Below are 18,681 nucleotides of genomic sequence, written 5' to 3'. Positions count from 1 at the left end.
TGGTCCGGGCAGGCGCCGTAGCCGAAGGAGTACCGGGCACCGCGGTATTCGAGATCGAAGAAGCCCTGCGGCCGGTCCGGATCCTCGTCGGCCACCGCGCCGCCGGCGAAGGCCAGTTCGCTGCGCACCCGCTGGTGCCAGTACTCGGCCAGCGCCTCGGTGAGCTGCACGCCGATGCCGTGCACCTCCAGGTAGTCCCGGTAGGCGTTCTCGGCGAAGAGCGCGTTGGCGAAGTCGGCGATCGGGCTGCCCATGGTGACCAGCTGGAAGGGCAGCACGTCCACCCGGCCCGCGGCCACGGCCGCCTCGCGGGACGCGATGAAATCGGCGATGCACAGGAAGCGCGGACGCTGCTGGCGCGGGAAGGTGAAGCTGTGCCGCACCGGTGCCGCCGGGTCGGGTTCGGTGAGCACGTGCACCGTGTCACCCTCGCTGACCGCCGGGAAGTAGCCGTAGACCACGGCGGCGTGCGCCAGGATCCCCTCGGTGGCGAGCCGGTCGAGCCAGTACCGCAGCCGCGGACGGCCCTCGGTCTCCACCAGCTCGTCGTAGTCGGGTCCGTCCGTGCCGCGGGTCCCGCGCAGTCCCCACTGCCCCAGGAACAGCGCCCGCTCGTCGAGCATGGTGGCGTAGTCGGCCACCGGAATGCCCTTGACGATGCGGGTCCCCCAGAACGGCGGCTTGGGGATCTCGTTGTCGGCGGCCACATCCGAACGGGCCGGCACCTCCACCGGAGCCTCCGCCGCCTTGCGCTTGGCGGCGATGCGCTGGGACCGCTCCCGGCGCGCCTTGCGCTCGGCCCCCTTCGCCGCGGCCGCCTTGGCCTCCTCGCTGTCCGGATCGGGCCCCTCGCCGCGCTTGATGGCCATCAGCTCGTCCATCAGGGTCAGTCCCTCGAAGGCGTCGCGGGCGTAGCGGACGTCGCCCTGATAGACCTCGGCCAGGTCGCCCTCGACGTAGGTCCGGGTGAGCGCGGCGCCGCCGAGGAGCACCGGGATCTCGCTCTTGCCGCGCGAGTTCATCTCCTCGAGGTTCTCCTTCATCACCACCGTCGACTTGACCAGCAGCCCGGACATGCCGATGACATCGGCCTTCTCCTCCTCGGCCACCGACAGGATGGTGGCGATCGGCTGTTTGATACCGATGTTGACCACGTCGTAACCGTTGTTGGACAAGATGATGTCCACCAGGTTCTTGCCGATGTCGTGGACGTCGCCCTTGACGGTGGCCAGCACGATGCGCCCCTTGCCGTCCTCGCCGGTCGACTCCATGTGCGGTTCGAGGTGGGCCACGGCGGCCTTCATCACCTCGGCGGACTGCAGCACGAAGGGCAGCTGCATCTGTCCGGAGCCGAACAGCTCGCCCACCGTCTTCATGCCCGAAAGCAGGTGGTCGTTGATGATCGTCAGCGGCGGCACCTGGGTCATCGCCTCGTCGAGATCCTCGATCAGGCCGTTGCGCTCGCCGTCGACAATGCGTCGCTGGAGCCGCTCGAACAGCGGCAGCCGGGCCAGTTCGGCGGCCCGGGACTCGCGGGCCGAGGCCGCCGAGACGCCCTCGAAGAGCTCCATCAGCTTCTGCAGCGGGTCGTAGCCCTCGCGCCGCCGGTCGTAGACCAGGTCCAGGGCGGTCTGGCGCTGCTCCTCCGGGATCCGTGCCATCGGCAGGATCTTGGAGGCGTGCACGATCGCGGTGTCGAGTCCGGCCTGCACGCATTCGTGCAGGAAGACCGAGTTGAGCACCTGCCGGGCAGCCGGGTTCAGGCCGAACGAGATATTCGAGATTCCCAGCGTGAAGTGCATCGACGGGTACGCCTCGTGCAGTCGCGCGATGGCCTCGATCGTCTCGATGCCGTCACGGCGCACCTCCTCCTGACCTGTGGAGATCGGGAAGGTGAGGGCGTCGACGATGATGTCCTCTTCGGCCAGGCCCCAGGTGCCCATCATGTCGGTGATCAGCCGCTCGGCGATCGCCACCTTGTGGTCGGCGGTGCGGGCCTGCCCCTCCTCGTCGATGGTCAGGGCCACGATGGCCGCACCGTGCTCGACGGCGTGGCTCATGATCTTCGCGTAGCGCGAATCGGGGCCGTCGCCGTCCTCGAAGTTCACCGAGTTCACCGCACAGCGCCCGCCGAGGTGTTCCAGGCCGGCCCGGATCACGTCCGGCTCGGTGGAGTCGATCATGATCGGCAGGGTCGAGGCGGTCGCCAGCCGCGAGGCCAGCTCGGTCATGTCGGCGGCGCCGTCGCGGCCGACGTAGTCGACGTTCAGGTCCAGCATGTGGGCACCGTCGCGGGTCTGGTCCTTCGCGATCTCCAGGCACTTCTGGTAGTCGCCGCCGATCATGGCCTCGCGGAACGCCTTGGAGCCGTTGGAGTTGGTGCGTTCGGCGATCACCAGGAAACTGGCGTCCTGGTCGAAGGACACCGCGGTGTAGAGCGAGGAGGTCTCGGCCTCGTGCTGCGGGGTGCGCACCGCCGGGGTCACCTGCCGCACGGCGTCGGCGACCGCCGAGATGTGCTCGGGGGTGGTGCCGCAGCAGCCGCCGACGAACTGCAGCCCGAACTCCCCGACGAAGCCGGCCAGCGCGGTGGCCAGCCCGTCCGGCGCCAGCGGGTACTCGGCGCCGTTGGGGCCGAGCACCGGCAGACCGGCGTTGGGCATCACCGAGACCGGGATGCGGGCCCGCTTGGACAGGTAGCGCAGGTGCTCGCTCATCTCGTCCGGACCGGTGGCGCAGTTGAGTCCCACCACGTCCACGCCGAGCGGTTCGATCGCGGCCAGCGCGGCACCGATCTCGGAGCCGACCAGCATGGTGCCGGTGGTCTCGACGGTGACGTGGGTGATGATCGGCAGGTGCCGGCCGAGCTGATCCATCGCCCGGCGGGCGGCGATCACCGCCGCCTTGAGCTGCAGCAGATCCTGGCAGGTCTCGATCAGGATGGCGTCGGCGCCGCCCTCGAGCATGCCCAGCACGCATTCGACGTAGGCGTCGCGGATCAGCGCGAAGGTGGTGTGTCCCAGGCTGGGCAGCTTGGTGCCCGGGCCGATGGAGCCGAGCACGAAGCGGTCGGTGCCGTCGGCCGACGGGCCGAACTCGTCGGCCACCCCGCGGGCGATCGAGGTGCCCTTGTAGGCGAGTTCCCGGATGCGGTCGGCGATGTCGTAATCGCCGAGGTTGGACAGGTTGCAGCCGAAGGTGTTGGTCTCCACCGCGTCGGCACCGGCCTCGAAATAGCGGCGGTGGATGTCGGCGAGCAGGTCCGGCCGGGTCTCGTTGAGGATCTCGTTGCAGCCCTCGAGCCCGAGGAAGTCGCCGTCGACCGTCAGGTCGGCCGCCTGCAGCATGGTTCCCATGGCGCCGTCACCGATGAGTACCCGCTTCGACATCGCCGTCAGGAAGGACGAGTCGTAGCGATCGGGGTCATGGTGAACGACAGACATGTACTCCAGGGTAGTTCGCCCCCGATCCGCGCGGTCCGTAGGCTGGTCGGTGTGAAGGACCACAGCACCGAACCCTTGCCCGACCTGCGCCGACCGGTGCTGGTGGCGGCATTCGGCGGCTGGAACGACGCCGGTGACGCCGCGTCTGCCGCCGTCGAGCATCTCTCGCTGCTGTTCGACGCCGAGAATCTCTACGAGATCGAGCCCGACGACTACTACGACTATCAGTCCTCCCGCCCGGTCATCCATCAGGCAACCGGAGTGACCCGGCGGCTCGAGTGGCCGTCGACGGCCATCGCCGTCTGCCGTCCCGGCCGCGGCGACCACGACCTGATCCTGGTGATCGGTCTCGAACCCAATCTGCGCTGGCAGTCGTTCTGCCGGGAGATCGTCGACGTCGCGGTGGAACTCGGGGTGGAGCGCGCGGTGGTGCTCGGTGCGCTGATGGCCGATGTCCCGCACCACCGGCCGGTGCCGATCACCGGCACCGCCGAGAGCCCGGAGACCGCCAAACGTTTCGGGCTCACCGAGAGCAACTACAACGGCCCCACCGGGATCACCGCGGTGCTCCAGCACGCCTTCATCCAGGCCGGGGTCCCGGCGATGGGGTTGTGGGCGTCGGTCCCGCACTATGTGGGCCATCCGCCCAATCCCAAGGCGACGCTGGCCCTGCTGCGGCGGCTCGGCGAGGTGCTCGGCACCGACCTGCCCACCGGCGTTCTGCCCGAGCAGGCACGTCAATGGGAGGAGGCGATCGACGAGTTGGCCGCCGACGACGAGGACCTGGCCGAGTACGTCCGTGAGCTCGACGAGCGCGGCGACCATCCCGACGAGGTGGAGCCGGACCCGTTGACCGAGGTGGACGGCGAGTCGCTGGCCGCCGAATTCGAGCGTTATCTGCGCGGCCGCGGCGACCAGGACTGACCCGGCCGGGCTCCGGCCGGCCCCGGCTCAGCCGATCTGTTCGATCTCCACCACCGGGGTGGTGATCCGCCAGGTCTGCACCTGCGGATCGTCGACGGCGCTGACCCAGAACTGGGCGGGCCGGCCCACCTTGCATTCCTTGATGCGCAGCAGCGGGATGTCCTCGGAGTCGCGGCGCAGTTCGCTGACCGCCCAGTCGTCGTCGCCGTCGATGCGGCCCACACCGGGGGCGCGCAGCAGCGTCCCCTCACCGAGATCGATCAGATAGGTCGAGGTTCGGGTCACGACGGTGTAGACGCCCTCGGCGGCGTTCGCCGGGATCTGCTTGACGCGGGCCACGGTCGATGAGCTTAGCCCAGGTCCACGCCCAGGAGGGCGTCGACGGCGGTGGCGATCAGGCCCGGGGCCTCGGTCGACGAGCCGATGCCGATGATGGCGTCGGCGGCCCAGGCGTCGAGGGCGGCCAGAGCCCGCGGGGTGTCCAGGTCGTTGGCCAGGTGCGCACGGACCCGTTCGACGACGCCGGTCGCGTCGGGACCGGCCGGCGCCGCCACCGCCCGCCGCCAGGTGGCCAGCCGGTGCTCGGCCGTGGCCAGCACCGGAGCGGTCCACATCCGGTCGCTGCGGTAGTGGCCGCTGTAGAGCCCGAGCCGGATCGCGCCCGGGTCCACGCCGTCGGCCCGCAGCCGGGACACCAGCACCAGGTTGCCGAGGCTCTTGGACATCTTCTCGCCGTCCAGACCGATCATCCCGGTGTGCACGTAGTGCCGGGCGAAGCGCCGCTCACCGGTCAGGGCTTCGGCGTGCGCGGCCGAGAACTCGTGGTGCGGGAAGATCAGGTCCGAGCCGCCGCCCTGGATGTCGAAGGCCATGCCGAGCCGATTCAGCGCGATCACCGAGCACTCGATGTGCCAGCCGGGCCGGCCTGCGCCGAAGGGGGCCTCCCAGGACGGCTCGCCGGGCCGGGCCGCCCGCCACAGCAAGGCGTCGAGCGGCTCGCGCTTACCGGGCCGGTCCGGATCGCCGCCGCGTTCGGCGAAGAACCGCTCCATGGTGGCGCGGTCGTACCCGGACTCGTAGCCGAAGGTCTCGGTGGCACCGATCCGGTAGTAGACGTCCGGGTAGTCCGCGTCGTCGACGATGTAGGCGGCGCCGGACGCGAGCAGGCTCTCGGTGGCGGCGATCACCTCGCCGACCGATTCGATCGCCCCGATGTAGTCGCGCGGCGGCAGCACCCGCAGGGCGGCCATGTCCTCACGGAACAGGTCGATCTCCCGGCTGCCGAGTTCACGCCAGTCCACTCCGTCGCGTTCGGCCCGCTCGAAGAGCGGGTCGTCGACGTCGGTGATGTTCTGGACGTAGTGGACGTCGTGGCCCTGGTCGCGCAGCACCCGGTTGACCAGGTCGAAGGCCACATAGGTGGCGGCGTGCCCGAGGTGGGTGGCGTCGTAGGGGGTGATCCCGCAGACGTACATGGTGGCCACCGGTCCGGGTGCCACCGGCTTGAGCGCGGCATCGGAGGTATCGAACAGACGCAGTGCCGGGGAGTCTCCGGGCAGCACGGGAACCGGGGGCGACGACCACGAGTGCATGCAGACAACTCTAGGTGTCCGCTGCGCGGGCGCCGCATCGGGCCGGGCGGGAGACGGTTCCGGACCGGCTCGCGCGGGCTAGAACGGCGGCCAGGGAATGGCCCGGTGGGCCGGCGGCTCCGGCAGCACTCCGGTGCGCACCAGCTCCCGGGCGCGCTGTGCCACCGCATCGATCTCGGCCGCGGTGATGTGGGCGGCGAGCCGGTCGCGCAGGCCGTCGGCCGCGCCGGGGGCCAGCCGCTCGGCCAGCCCGGCCAGGTCGGAGAGCAGTGCCGGGTCGATCGGCTCACCCGCCCAGCCCCACAGCACGGTGCGCAGCTTCGGCTCGGTGTGCAGGCAGATCCCGTGATCGATGGCGTAGCTGCGGCCGTCCGCGCCGGGCAGGATGTGCCCGCCCTTGCGGTCGGCGTTGTTCAGCACGGCGTCGAGTACGGCCATGGTGTGCAGCCGGGAATCGCCGGCATGCGCCAGCGCCACCACCGCGCCGTCGTCGTCGAGGGCGTGCAGGATGGGCCGGTAGCCGTCGGGCACCTGATCGGCGGGCACCAGCTCCACCGGTTCGAACTCCTCCGGATCGTCGGGCGCGTGCACCCACAGCTGCAGCATGCCCGGGCCCAGTTCGGCCTCGTCCGGGCCGTGCGGACGCAGCACGGTCGGCGGGATCAGGTCCCAGCCGAGAGCGGCGTCGATCAGGTAGGAGGCCACCTCGCGGCCCGCGAGGGTGCCGTCGGGAAAGTCCCACAGCGGCTGCTCGCCGCGCACCGGCTTGTAGACGCACCGCTCGGTGCGGCCGGCGGCGCTCACCTCGCAGACCAGGGTCAGGTTGCTGGCCGAGGGGATCTGGCCGTAGAGGGTCAGCTCACCGTCGGCGAGCAGACTCAGGTCGTCGGTCACCGGGAGGCCGGTCCGGATTCCCCGCCGTCCCCGGGCTCCCCGTCGCCGGTGTCCCCTTCTGGGGTCTCCTCGTCTGCGGTCTCCCCGTCTGATGCGTCACCGTCGCCGGTCTCCCCGGCCTCGTCGACGGTGAAGGCGACGTCGATCCCGGGCGCGAGCCGGCCGAGTGCGGCGAGGACCTCCGGGTCGACGAAGTCGAGGGATTCGCTGAACTCGGCGTCGCGCTTGTAGCCGTTGCTGCGCGCACAGATGTGCCCGTCGGCGTCGAGCGGTTGCTGGCACAGCGGGCAGAGCGGGCGGCCGGCGGCCACCACCCGCAGCGAGCGGGCGGAGAAGTCGCGGGCGGCTTCGGCGGTGAGGAAGACCCGGATGGTGTCCGGTCCCTCCGCGGTGTCGTCGAGGATGACGCTCTCGTCGATGGTCTGCTCGGTCACCGCGAGCAGTTCCACCACCACCGCTTTGCTTTCGGCGTCCCAGCCCAGCCCCATCGAGCCGACCTGGAACTCCGCGTCGAGGGGCATCTCCAGCGGCTGGGTGTCGTGCGCCTGGGACTCCCCCGGCACCGGGGTGCCGAAGCGGCGCTGCACCTCGTCGAGCAGGTAGCCGAGACGATCCGCCAGAATCAGGACCTGCTGCTTCTCGATCTGCACGCTCATCGTCTGCAGATCCTTGGTGACCTGCAGGAAGAACGTGCGATCACCCGGCTGTCCGACGGTGCCGGCGACGAACCGCTCCGGATGGTGGAATTCGTGGATCTCCCGTGGCATCACCGCTCACCTCCGTCTGCTCGTACCGACCGGTTCAACGGTACCCGGCCCCGGCCGGCGGTGTGTCCTGGCCGCCGGTGGCACCGCCGACCGCGGCCGCCTGCGCCGGGGCGGCCGGCAGCCGCAGCTCTCCGGGGTTGTTCACGGTGTGCACGTGCGGGCGGCTCGCGGCGTAGTGCACCACGCTGATCGAAGCCGGGTCGACGATGATGCGCTGGAAGGCATCGAGGTGCATGCCGAGTGCGTCGGCGAGGACCGATTTGAGGACGTCGCCGTGTGTGCACGCCACCCACAATCCGCGCCCGTCCGGCCCGGCGAGTTCGCGGTCGAGTCGGCGGATCGCGGCGACCGCCCGCCGTGAGACGTCCGAGATGCCCTCCCCGCCGGGGAAGACCGCGGCCGACGGATGCTCCTGGACGGTCTTCCACAGCGGCTCGTGGACGAGCTCGCGCAGAGGCCGGTTGGTCCATTCGCCGTAGTCGACCTCGGCCAGATCGTCGACGATCAGCTCGGGGACGTCCCGTGCGGCCACGGCCGAGAGCAGCGGGGCGACCGTCTCGGCGCATCTCTGCAGCGGTGAGCGCACCACGGCGCTGAGCTGGTCGACGGCGCCGCCGAGCCGGCCGGGCAACTGTCCGGCCTGGCTGAGGCCGAGATCGTCGAGGGCGATGCCGGGGGTCCGGCCGGCCAGCACCCCGGAGGTGTTCGCGGTGGACCGGCCGTGCCGCAGCAGGATCACTGTCATGGCGTTCAGCCTAGTGGGCGGGCCGCGCCGGCTCAGGTGGCGGAGACCACCCCGCCGGCCAGCAGGCCGATGATCACCAGGCCGAGCACCACCCGATAGCCGGCGAACCAGGTCAGCGAGTGGTGGGAGACGAACCTGAGCAGCCAGGCGATCGAGGCGTAGCCGAGGACGAAGGCGATCACCGTGGCCAGCGCGATCTGACCGCCCGAGGCCGAGACCCCTTCACCGGACGGCTCGAAGGCGTCCTTGAGGCTGAACAGACCCGAGGCGAGCACCGCGGGGATGGCGATCAGGAAGGAGAACCGGAAGGCGGCTTCGCGGTTGACGCCTGAGAGCAGCCCGGCACTGGCGGTGGCGCCCGAGCGGGACACGCCGGGGATCAGCGCCAGGCACTGGGCCAGGCCCATCACCAGGGCGTCCTTGCCGGTCAGCTGCTCGAGGGAGCGCCGCTGGGTGGCCAGGCGCTCGGCGATGACGAAGACGAACGAGAAGCCGATCAGCATGCCGGCGATCAGCCACAGGTTGCGGCCGGAGGTGCGGATCTCGTCCTTGAACACGAAGCCGAGCACACCGATCGGAATGGTCGCCAGGATCACGTACCAGCCGATCCGGTAGTCCAGACCGCGCCGGCCGGAGTCACGCAGCCCGGCGAACCAGGCCGCGATGATCCGGCCGATGTCGCGGCCGAAGTAGACCAGCACCGCCAGTTCGGTGCCCAGCTGGGTGACGGCGGTGAAGGAGGCGCCGGCGTCCTGCCCGAACCACACCTCCGAGACGATGCGCAGGTGCGCCGAAGAAGAGATCGGCAGGAACTCGGTGAGACCCTGGACGGCCCCGAGGACGATGGACTGGAGCCAGGACATGCTGTCGGTCACGAGCGCCGATACTACCCACCGATCGGCACCGCACCGCTATCGCGCAAGATGGAGGCATGCGATTCCCGAGGACAGCGGCGGCCGTGGCGGCCGCGATCGCGGTGGCGCTGAGCGCCACCGCCTGCAGCGGTAACGAGACGGTGGGCGACGGCAGCACGGTGGAACCGGCGACCGCCGCGGTCTCGCCGCAGGGAACCGCGGCTCCGGCGGGCACGGTGCTGCCCGGACCGGCCGGCACCGCGCTGGCGGTGGCCGGTTCGACGGTGGCCGCGCTCACCGCCGACGGCGTGCGGATCTACACCGCCCCCGGCGCCGCGGACGCACCCGCCCCGCGCGATGTGGCAGTGCCTGATCTGGCGGCGATCACCGCCGACGGCGACGGGTTCCTCGGCGTCGGTCCGGGCGGCTTGACCGCGATCGGCGCGGACGGTGCGGTCCGCGGCTTCGGCGGTGCGATCGCCGATCCCCTGTCGCTGGCGGTGCGCGGCGAGCAGATCCTGGTGGGCACCGGCGAGGGAGACCTGCTGGTGCTGGGCCGCGACGGTGCGGTGCAGCGGACCATCGACGGCTTCAAGCAGGTCGACCAGATCCTGGTGGCCCCGGAGACGGCGGAGGAGCCGGGCCAGGTGATCGCCGTGGACCGCACCCAGTCGCTGGTCGATCCGGTGGATGTGGACACCGGCGAGCTCAAGGCGGCGCTGCGCGCCGGCAACGGGGTCACCGAGGCGGTCGTCGACCCGTTCGGCCGGGTGCTGGCCAGCGACACCCGCGACAACGAGATCCTGGGCTTCTTCGGGCAGCCGATCGTCATGCGTTTCCGTTTCCCGGTCGCGCACAGCCCGTACGCCCTGACCTACGACACGAAGCGCAATCTGCTGTGGGTGGCCACCACCGGCGACAACCAGGCGGTGGGTTTCGACCTGGAGACCGGCATGCCCACCGAGGAGGCCCGCTTCCCCACCGTCGGTCAGGTCACGGCGGTGACCGCCGCCCCCGACTCCGGAATGCTCTATCTGCTCTCCGGACGCGGCGACGGCCTGCAGGCCGTGAGCCCCCAGACGGCCGCGGGCCAGAGCTAGGAGACCCGGATGTCTGATCGTCGCGCACCCGTCCGTCCGTCCCGGGCGCTCAGCGCCGTCAACCGGTGGCTGTATCCGCCGGTGCGGGCGGTGATGTTCCGGATCGACCCCGAACGCATCCACCGGATCGTGGCCGCCGTCATGCGGCTGGCCGGCTACACGCCGGGCGTCCGGTCGCTGGTGGCCCGGCTGTTCGCGCCGCAGGACCCGGTGCTGCGCTCACAGGTCTTCGGGGTGGACTTTCCGGCGCCGATCGGATTGGCCGCCGGTTTCGACAAGTCCGCCTCCGGGGTCAACGTGTGGGGTCAGATCGGTTTCGGCTTCGCCGAGGTCGGCACCGTCACCGGCCGCGCACAGCCGGGCAATCCGGCGCCGCGGCTGTTCCGGCTGCCCGCCGACCGGGCACTGATCAACCGGATGGGCTTCAACAATCCCGGTGCCGAGGCCGCCGCGGCGGCGCTCGGCCGGCCGCGGCCCGGTCCGGTACGCGTGCCGATCGGCGCCAACATCGGCAAGACCAAGGCGGTTCCGGTCGACGAGGCCGTCGACGACTACCGGATCGGGGCGCGGCTGCTCGGCCCGCTCGCCGACTTCGTCGTGGTGAACGTGAGCTCGCCGAACACCCCCGGCCTGCGGGATCTGCAGGCGGTCGCGGCGCTGCGCCCGATCCTGGCGGCGGTCACCGAGGTCGCCACCGTGCCGGTGCTGGTGAAGATCGCCCCGGATCTGTCCGACGAGGACGTCGACGCGGTCGCCGATCTGGCCGTCGAACTCGGCCTGGCCGGCATCGTCGCCACCAACACCACGATCGGCCGCGAGTCGCTGGCGACCCCGGCCGACGAGGTGGAGCGGATCGGGGCGGGCGGACTGTCCGGTCCCCCGGTCGCCGATCGTTCGCTGGAGGTGCTCAGGCGGCTCTCGGCCCGGGTGGGCGATCGGCTCACCCTGATCAGCGTCGGCGGTATCGAGACGGTCGATCAGGCCTGGGAGCGGATCTGCGCGGGCGCGAGCCTGCTGCAGGTGTACACCGGCTTCATCTACGGCGGGCCGGTGTGGCTGGCCGAATTGCACCGGGGTCTGGCCGAGCGGGTGCGCGCAGCCGGCTTCTCGTCGATCGCCGAAGCGGTGGGCTCAGCGCACCGCTGAACCCACCGCCGTCAGCGGTGGGCGCCGGTCATTCTCCGGGCACCTCGAAGATGCCGGTGAGGATGCCGCGGCCGATGGCGTGCGAGAACAGGTTGAAGCCGAGGAAGGCCGGGGTGGCCTCCTCGGGAAGCTCCAGCGACTCGACGTCCACCGCGTGCACGGCGAAGAGGTAGCGGTGCGGGCCGTGCCCGGGAGGCGGGCCGGCACCGACGAACTGCTTGAGCCGGATCTCGTTGTGCAGGGTCTGCGCACCGGCGGGCAGATCCGGCGAGTCGGGGCTGCCGGCGCCGGCCGGCAGCGAGGTGACCGAGGCGGGGATGTCGGCCACCGCCCAGTGCCAGAAGCCCGAGGCGGTCGGCGCATCGGGGTCGTAGCAGGTCACCACGAAACTCTTGGTCTCGGCGGGGAAACCGGACCAGCTCAGCTGCGGGGAGATGTCCTGTCCGCCGGAGCCGAAGATCGCCGAGGCCTGCGGAAGCGGCAGGGTCTGCCCTTCGGTGAAGTCGGCAGAGGTCACCTCGATCGTCGGCAGGGCCGGTAGCGCGTCGTACGGATTGAAAACTGCCACAGTCGATTCCTTTCGCACTCACTGATCGCGGGGCCGAGGCCCCTGCTCTCTCGCACCCTATCCGGTATCGCAGTCCGGCAGGCGGTTGCCGGGGCCGACGGCCCCGGTCCGCTCAGCAGTTGCGCAGGAAGTGCTCGAAGACCCGGGTGCCGAAGAGCAGTGCGTCCACCGGGACCCGTTCGTCGACTCCGTGGAACAGGGCGGCGAAGTCGAGGTCCGGCGGCAGCTGCAGCGGGGCGAAGCCGAAGCAGCGGATGCCCAGTTTGGCGAAGGCCTTCGCATCGGTGCCGCCGGAGAGCATGTACGGCACGGTCCGGCCCTGCGGATCGTGCGCCCGGATCGCGTCGTTCATGGCGTCGACGAGATGGCCGTCGAAGTCGGTCTCGTAGGCGTCGAGGTGGGTGATCCACTCCCGCCGGACGTTCGGTCCGATCAGCTCGTCGATGGTCTTCTCGAACTCCGCCTGCCGGCCGGGCAGCACCCGGCAGTCGATCACCGCCTCGGCCTTCTGCGGGATCACGTTGGCCTTGTATCCGGCGGTGAGCATGGTGGGGTTGGCGGTGTCGCGCAGGGTGGCGCCGATGATCCGCGAGATGCCGCCGATCTTCTCCAGCGCGGTCTCCAGGTCGGGCGTGTCGGCGCCGTACTCGAGCCCGGTCTCCTCCGACAGCGCCGCCAGGAACGCGGCCACCGACTCGGTCATCACCAGCGGGAACTGATGCGTGCCCACCCGGGACACCGCCTGCGCCACCTCGGTGACCGCGTTGCGGGCGTGCAGGAAGGAACCGTGCCCGGCCTGCGCCTCGGCGGTCAGGCGCATCCAGGACAGCCCCTTCTCGGCGGTCTCCACCAGATACAGCCGCGCCACCTCGCCGTCCGGGCGGTCCACGGTCAGCGAGAAGCCGCCCACCTCGCCGACCGCCTCGGTGACGCCCTCGAACAGGTCGGGCCGGTGCTCGACCAGCCACTGCGAGCCCCAGGTGCCCCCGGCCTCCTCGTCGGCGAGGAAGGCGAAGACCAGTTCCCGCGGCGGGACCACGCCGTCCCGCTTGAGTTCGCGCGCCAGGGCCAGCACCATGCCGCCCATGTCCTTCATGTCCACTGCGCCGCGGCCCCACACGTAGCCGTCGCGCACGGCCCCGGAGAAGGGGTGCACGCTCCAGTCCTCGGCGGCGGCGGGCACCACGTCCAGGTGGACGTGGATCAGCAGCGCGCCGCGCTCGCTGCCCTCCGGTCCGGGCAGCCGGGTGAAGACGTTCCCGCGGCCGGGCCTGCCCGATTCGACGTACTCGGTGACGTACCCGACCTCTTCGAGTTGCTGCGCCACCCATTTGGCGCACTCCTCCTCGCCGCGGGTCGTCGCCGGATCGCCGGTGTTCGAGGTGTCGAACTGGATCAGGCGGCTGACCAGATCAACCACTTCGTCGGTCGCACGCTGGGAAGTCACTCCCTATTACTAGGTGATTTGGGATAGGAGGGCAACCTTGGTTATTGTTATGCGGCGCAGGGCCGACACGGAACTGTGAGCACTCGTCCGAGTGGCGGAATGGCAGACGCGCTAGCTTGAGGTGCTAGTGCCCTATTAACGGGCGTGGGGGTTCAAGTCCCCCCTCGGACACAGATCGAGTCCCGGCATCGTCTTCGGTGCCGGGATTCTTCGCGACTGCACCCGTGACCGGCGTCCATTGCGGTCCCGGCCGTGGCACTATCGGGCCACGACCGGTTTCCGGTCACCGGAGATCAGCGCATGGCGATCGTCGGCGGGGAGGAGACGTACAGCCGTGGCACAGCCCGATCCGTCACCGTCGGCCGAGGGGCCCGACGGCGACTTCCCAGGCCCGCGCGTCCTGCTGTGGCTCACGTTCGCGGTACTGATCGCCGGGATCCTGACCGGGTTCATCGGCGGCACCTTCCGGTGGCTGCTCGTCCGCACCGACGCGCGCCGCGAGGAACTCGCCGAATGGGCGCAGCGGCACGGCTTCTGGGGTCTGCTGGTGCCGATCGCGGTGTCGGCGGCGGCCGCCGCGGCGGCTGCGGCGATCGGCGGGCGGTGGCCGCAGTCGGCCGGCTCGGGCATCCAGCAGGTCGAGGCCGTCGAACACGGCCAGGACGCCCCGACTCCCCCGTCCACCCTGTTCGCCCGGTACTCCGGCGGTCTGCTCTCGATCGGCGTCGCCGGCATGGTGCTCGGGCGGGAGGGACCCACCGTGCACATGGGCGCCGCCTCCGGAGCGATCGTGGGCCGGATGTTCCGTGCGGCGCGCGACGAGATCCGGGTGATGCAGACCGTGCTCTCGGGTGCGGGCCTGGCGGTGGCCTTCAACGCCCCCATCGGCGGCGCGATCTTCGTCTTCGAGGAGGTCGCCCGGACGGTGCGGTTGCGCGCCGTGCTGTGGACCCTGGTCGCCGTCGGCGCCGCGATCACCTGCAGCCGGCTGGTGCTGGGCGATCACCGCGACTTCGCGGTGGCGCCGGTGACCGAACCCGGCCTCGAGGCACTTCCGCTGTTCGCGGTCTTCGGCGTGTGTGTCGGCCTGCTCGGCGTCGGCTACAACTGGATGGTCGATCACTGCCTGACCGCCTTCCAGGCGGTGCGCGCACTCCCGGCGGTAGCCAAAGCCGCCCTGATCGGCGCGGTGATCGGTGCCGCCCTGGTGTACCTGCCCGAGGCCGTCGGCGGCGGGGACACGGTCACCCAGTCGTTCCTCGACGGCCGGCAGGCGGCGTTCGCGACGGTGGTGCTGTTTCTGGCGCTGCGCTTCTGCACCGGGCCGATCTCCTACGCGGCGGGCACGCCGGGCGGTCTCTTCGCCCCGATGCTCGCGCTGGGCACCCTCGCCGGGGTGGTCTTCGCCCGGGTGGTCGAGTTCGCCGGGGTGGATCTGGTCCGCGACACCGAGGTGAGCCTGATGATCGCCGGCATGGCCGCACTGTTCGCCGCCGCCGTGCGCGCCCCGTTCACCGGCATCGTGCTGGTGATGGAGATGACCGCGGCCACCGGCATCGCCATACCGATGGTGGTGGCCGCCGCGACGGCGGTCATGGTCGCCTCGCTGGCGCACTCCGATCCGGTCTACGACACCCTCCGCGAACGCATGCTCGCCGACCGCCGGCGGGCCGACGACGAACCGCCCGGCCGCTGACCGGCGCTAGCCCGTCGGCAGCAGCGAGCGATGCGCGGCCAGCGCGTCGACGATCTCGCCGGAGCGCACCGCCATGTTCGACAGCAGCGTCGAGGTGAGGCCGTGGCTGTGTTCGGAGTTGCCCTGCACGAAGATCTGCCCCGTCACCTCGGGATCGGTGGAGAGCCGGTACTGGCGGTCGAGCACCGGCCGTCCGTGCACGTCCTCGGCGCAGCGCCGGGCGAGCGGTCCGAGCAGCTCGTTCACCGAGGCCGGCTCGAAGCCGGTGGCGAAGATCACCGCGTCGCAGGTCAGGTCGTCCTGCTCGCCGGTCATGCCGCCCACGATCCGCACGTGGGCGCCGTCGGCGTCCTCCCGCACATCGGTCACTTCGGAGGCCCGGTGGACGTGGAAGCGGCGCCGACCGGCGACCGTCTCGGCGTACTCGCGACGGTACAGCTCGGTGATCAGTTCGGGATCGACCGCCGAATAGTTGGTGCTGCGGTGGTAGTTCATCATCCGATCGCGCCACTGCGGCGGCGCACCGTAGAACTCGTCGACGGCTTCGGCGTCGAAGACGCGGTTGGCGAACGGGCTGTCGTCGGCCGGGGTGTAGCCGAACTTGCTGAAGACCGCGTGCACGTCCGCATCGGTCACCGAATGCAGGTGAGCCGCCACTTCCGCAGCACTCTGACCTGCACCGACCACGACGTAGCGGCCATGGCGCGGGGCGCCGAGCCGGGCGAGCGCATCGATCACCTCGTGGTTGTGGAAGACCCGCGGACCGGTGCTCACCCCGGCGGGGAGTTTGGTGCGCAGGCCGCCGCCGAGCGCGAGATTGGCGGCCCGGACCTGCCGGCCGTCGGCGGTGCGGACGGTGAACGCGCCGTCGGACCAGTCGGCGCCGCTGATCTCGCAGCCGTAGTCCACCGGGACGTCGACTCTGGCGGCCGCCCAGGACAGATAGTCGTGAAACTCCGCTCGCAGCGGGAAGAAGGTCTGCAGATTGATGAAGTCGCTGAGCCGGCCGCGATCGGCGAGGTAGGACAGGTAGGTGTAGCTGCTCGCGGTGTTGCGCTGGGTGGCCAGATCCTTCAGGTAGGAGACCTGCATCGTCGCCCCCGGCAGAAGCATGCCCGGATGCCATTCGAAGGTGCCGCGGCGCTCGAAGAACCGGCAGGTCAGCGGCCGACGGCCGGTGCCGCGCAGACGCTCGTTGTATTCTTCGACGGCGATGGCCAGGGCCAGGTTCGCCGGCCCGAACCCGATCCCGACGAGATCGATCGCCTCCGGATCACCCGCGCGCTGATCTGCCATCACCCTGTCGCTCCTGTCTTGCACCGGCCTCGAATACCAGGCAAGACTACCCTAGGATAGGCTTGCCTTAGCTACCGGGATGTCGTTTCGCCCGCAACCAAGGAGGACCCACCGCCGTGACCACGCCGTTCACCTCGGGACCCGCGACCGCGCTCATGGATGAGCAGTCGCCCCCGGGCGCAGGGACCTCATTCCTGTTGTCACGCAACGACTATCACGTTCTCGGACACGGCACCCAGACACAGTTCTCCGCCGCCGACGAGGCCGCCGAAGCGCTGCGCAGCGGGCGGGTCGAGCGGCTGGTGGGCGCCCTGCCCTTCGACCCGGGGGCACCGGCCGCTCTGCAGGCACCGCACGATCTGCGGATGCACCCGGGACCCTGGCAGCCCGGCCAGGTGACCGCGCCGAGCGGTATCGCCGTGGTGGGCCGGGATCCGGAGCCGGACGAGCACCTGCGGCGGGTCGCCGAGGCGGTGCGCCTGCTCGGCGATCCGGACACCGAACTGCACAAGGTGGTCCTGGCGCGGGCGCTGACCCTCGAGGCGGCCCAGGAACTCTCGCCCTGGCAACTCGCAGCCCAGTTGCGCGCGGCCGACGGCCCCGGCAACGCCTTCCTCACCGACCTGTCCCCCGCCGGCGGCCGGTTCGCCGGCCGGTCGCTGATCGGTTCGACCCCCGAGGTCCTCATCCGCAAACGCGGTCGCGTGGTCTCCTGCCATCCGCTGGCCGGCTCGGCTCCGCGCAGCAGCGACTCGCAGGTCGACGCCCGGCGCGGCGAGGAACTCGCCGCCTCGGCCAAGGATCTCGACGAGCACGCCTACGTGGTCGCCGCGATCAGCGCGGCACTCGCCCCGCTGTGCGAGCGGCTCGACGTCCCCGACGCGCCCAGCCTGCTCACCACCCCGGCCATGTGGCATCTGGGCACACCGATCCGGGGGCTGATCAGCGACCCGGAGCTGACCTCGTTCGATCTGGCCCGCGCGCTGCATCCGACGCCGGCGATCTGCGGCACTCCCACCGAGGCGGCCCGGCGGCACATCCTCGACGGCGAGAACGACCGCGGCTTCTACGCCGGCGCCGTGGGCTGGAGTTCGCTGACCAATCCGGAGGCCGAGGGCGCCCGCGCGGTGGACGCCGACGCCGACCCGCAGGGCCGCTTCGGCGAATGCGGCGAGTGGATGGTCACCATCCGCTGCGCCGAACTCGACGCCGACGGCCGACGGATCACCGCCTGGGCCGGCGGCGGTATCGTCGCCGATTCCGACCCGGCCGCCGAACTCGCCGAGACCAGCGCGAAATTCGCCACCGTGCTCACCGCGTTCGGGGTGGATCCGGCACAGTCCTGACGGGGCGACGGCCGTCGCCGGTTCAGCGGTCGAGGTGCTCGATCAGCAGCGTCGCTATGCCCAGCGCCGGTTCCCGGACGGTGACCACCCGGGTACCGTTCTTGCGGCCGTCCCGGATCGGCGAGAGCGCCACCCCGGCCTCGGTCAGCCGCCGGTGGGCCTGTGTGAGATCGCCGGTCCGCCACGCCACACCCCACAGCGAGACGCCCGCGACCGGCTGCGCGCCGTCACCGGGATCGCCCACGATCACCTCGACCACCACCTCATGCGAGCGGAAGAACAACTGCTGCAGGCCTTCGAAGCTCTGCACCAGCCGCAGGTCCAGGCCGAGGCGGCCGGCCAGCAGCGCGATCGCCTCGTCGGCCTGTGCGGCGGTGAAGACCAGATGGTCCACGGCCGGGGCCACCGCACCGGCCCCGGGTGGACCGCCCGGGATCTCGTCGGTCACCCCGAGCGCGGGCGCGCCGAGCAGCCTCCGGGTCCCGCCGGGACCGGTCTGCGGACTCACCGCGACACCCCGCCGCGCGAGCAGCCGGCCGGCCTGCTCCGGCTGCGCCACCCGAAAGGCCGCCGACGCCGATTCGCCGGGCGGGCCGAGCACCAGCGCACCCCCGGCCACGGGCCAGACCGGAGCGTCGGCGTCGGCTCGCGGGCCCAGGATCAGGTCGTATAGGGCTGCGGCGGCAGCGATGTCGGAAACGGGCACCAGGACGGCGACGGCGCCGGCAGCGATCGGATCAGCGGTCTGTGACACACACGCCATCGTCTCACACGGGGTGTGACGCGCCGGGCGCCTACAGTGACTGCCACCGCCTACAGTGACTGCCACACCGTGCAGATCACCGCGCCACCGAGGGAGAGAC

At 71.0% G+C, this 18,681-nt stretch carries 16 protein-coding genes and 1 tRNA gene; 6 read left to right on the top strand and 11 right to left on the bottom strand.

The window, feature by feature from the left end; genetic code table 11:
* Positions 1-3,443 (bottom strand): methionine synthase (gene metH / locus ACJMNC_RS10475; RefSeq protein ID WP_408947889.1); only part of this gene is annotated, 3,443 nt, incomplete at its 3' end.
* Positions 3,444-3,494: 51 nt separating this feature from the next.
* Between metH and ACJMNC_RS10470 the strand changes: the two genes are divergently transcribed.
* Positions 3,495-4,367, top strand: coding sequence for a PAC2 family protein (locus tag ACJMNC_RS10470; protein WP_408947888.1), 873 nt, complete (start codon positions 3,495-3,497; stop codon positions 4,365-4,367).
* Positions 4,368-4,394: 27 nt separating this feature from the next.
* Here ACJMNC_RS10470 and ACJMNC_RS10465 read toward each other — a convergent pair whose 3' ends face one another.
* From ACJMNC_RS10465 to ACJMNC_RS10440, 6 genes are all read right to left on the bottom strand, one after another.
* The gene (locus ACJMNC_RS10465) at positions 4,395-4,706 is read right to left on the bottom strand and encodes a hypothetical protein (RefSeq protein WP_408947887.1); all 312 of its coding nucleotides are present in this window, start codon (positions 4,704-4,706) and stop codon (positions 4,395-4,397) included.
* A gap of 11 nt (positions 4,707-4,717) precedes the next feature.
* A complete protein-coding gene (gene mshC / locus ACJMNC_RS10460; protein ID WP_408947886.1) occupies positions 4,718-5,959 on the bottom strand; it encodes a cysteine--1-D-myo-inosityl 2-amino-2-deoxy-alpha-D-glucopyranoside ligase in 1,242 nt (413 codons plus the stop codon).
* A gap of 78 nt (positions 5,960-6,037) precedes the next feature.
* Complete coding sequence (locus ACJMNC_RS10455) at positions 6,038-6,853, bottom strand: SCO1664 family protein (RefSeq protein ID WP_408947885.1); 816 nt, start codon at positions 6,851-6,853, stop codon at positions 6,038-6,040.
* Positions 6,850-7,620, bottom strand: a complete 771-nt coding sequence (locus ACJMNC_RS10450; protein ID WP_408947884.1) for a DUF3090 domain-containing protein — start codon at positions 7,618-7,620, stop codon at positions 6,850-6,852. The genes ACJMNC_RS10455 and ACJMNC_RS10450 overlap by 4 nt, the downstream gene beginning before the upstream one ends.
* Before the next feature lie 34 nt (positions 7,621-7,654).
* On the bottom strand, positions 7,655-8,365 hold the full coding sequence (locus tag ACJMNC_RS10445; RefSeq protein WP_408947883.1) for an MSMEG_4193 family putative phosphomutase: 711 nt from the start codon (positions 8,363-8,365) through the stop codon (positions 7,655-7,657).
* A gap of 32 nt (positions 8,366-8,397) precedes the next feature.
* Positions 8,398-9,240 carry an undecaprenyl-diphosphate phosphatase gene (locus ACJMNC_RS10440; RefSeq protein WP_408947882.1) on the bottom strand — a complete coding sequence of 281 codons (843 nt, stop codon included), beginning with the start codon at positions 9,238-9,240 and terminating at the stop codon, positions 8,398-8,400.
* A gap of 56 nt (positions 9,241-9,296) precedes the next feature.
* On the opposite strand from ACJMNC_RS10440, the gene ACJMNC_RS10435 reads away from it, so the two are divergent.
* Positions 9,297-10,319 (top strand): YncE family protein, encoded by a 1,023-nt coding sequence (locus ACJMNC_RS10435; protein ID WP_408947881.1) that lies wholly within the window; start codon positions 9,297-9,299, stop codon positions 10,317-10,319.
* Between the two features lie 9 nt (positions 10,320-10,328).
* Positions 10,329-11,465: a quinone-dependent dihydroorotate dehydrogenase gene (locus tag ACJMNC_RS10430; protein WP_408947880.1), complete on the top strand. Its 1,137-nt coding sequence runs from the start codon at positions 10,329-10,331 to the stop codon at positions 11,463-11,465.
* Between the two features lie 28 nt (positions 11,466-11,493).
* On the opposite strand, the gene ACJMNC_RS10425 is transcribed toward ACJMNC_RS10430, so the two are convergent.
* A complete protein-coding gene (locus tag ACJMNC_RS10425) occupies positions 11,494-12,033 on the bottom strand; it encodes a YbhB/YbcL family Raf kinase inhibitor-like protein (RefSeq protein WP_408947879.1) in 540 nt (179 codons plus the stop codon).
* 112 nt (positions 12,034-12,145) lie between these two features.
* The gene (locus ACJMNC_RS10420; protein ID WP_408947878.1) at positions 12,146-13,480 is read right to left on the bottom strand and encodes a M20/M25/M40 family metallo-hydrolase; all 1,335 of its coding nucleotides are present in this window, start codon (positions 13,478-13,480) and stop codon (positions 12,146-12,148) included.
* Positions 13,481-13,565: 85 nt separating this feature from the next.
* Between ACJMNC_RS10420 and ACJMNC_RS10415 the strand changes: the two genes are divergently transcribed.
* Together ACJMNC_RS10415 and ACJMNC_RS10410 are read left to right on the top strand one after the other, a co-directional pair.
* A tRNA-Leu gene (locus ACJMNC_RS10415) sits at positions 13,566-13,651 on the top strand.
* A gap of 163 nt (positions 13,652-13,814) precedes the next feature.
* Positions 13,815-15,176, top strand: coding sequence for a chloride channel protein (locus ACJMNC_RS10410; RefSeq protein WP_408947877.1), 1,362 nt, complete (start codon positions 13,815-13,817; stop codon positions 15,174-15,176).
* Positions 15,177-15,182: 6 nt separating this feature from the next.
* On the opposite strand, the gene ACJMNC_RS10405 is transcribed toward ACJMNC_RS10410, so the two are convergent.
* Positions 15,183-16,472, bottom strand: coding sequence for a lysine N(6)-hydroxylase/L-ornithine N(5)-oxygenase family protein (locus ACJMNC_RS10405; protein ID WP_408947876.1), 1,290 nt, complete (start codon positions 16,470-16,472; stop codon positions 15,183-15,185).
* A 116-nt stretch (positions 16,473-16,588) separates the two neighbouring features.
* On the opposite strand from ACJMNC_RS10405, the gene ACJMNC_RS10400 reads away from it, so the two are divergent.
* Positions 16,589-17,818, top strand: a complete 1,230-nt coding sequence (locus ACJMNC_RS10400; protein WP_408947875.1) for an isochorismate synthase MenF — start codon at positions 16,589-16,591, stop codon at positions 17,816-17,818.
* Between the two features lie 22 nt (positions 17,819-17,840).
* On the opposite strand, the gene ACJMNC_RS10395 is transcribed toward ACJMNC_RS10400, so the two are convergent.
* A complete protein-coding gene (locus ACJMNC_RS10395; protein ID WP_408947874.1) occupies positions 17,841-18,572 on the bottom strand; it encodes a VOC family protein in 732 nt (243 codons plus the stop codon).
* Between the last annotated feature and the right edge of the window lie 109 nt (positions 18,573-18,681).

The sequence above is a fragment of the Gordonia sp. VNK21 genome (genome assembly GCF_046098115.1).
Taxonomy (GTDB): domain Bacteria; phylum Actinomycetota; class Actinomycetes; order Mycobacteriales; family Mycobacteriaceae; genus Gordonia.
Note: the sequence above shows the minus strand (reverse complement) of the source record. Positions and strands in the feature narration are given on the sequence as shown.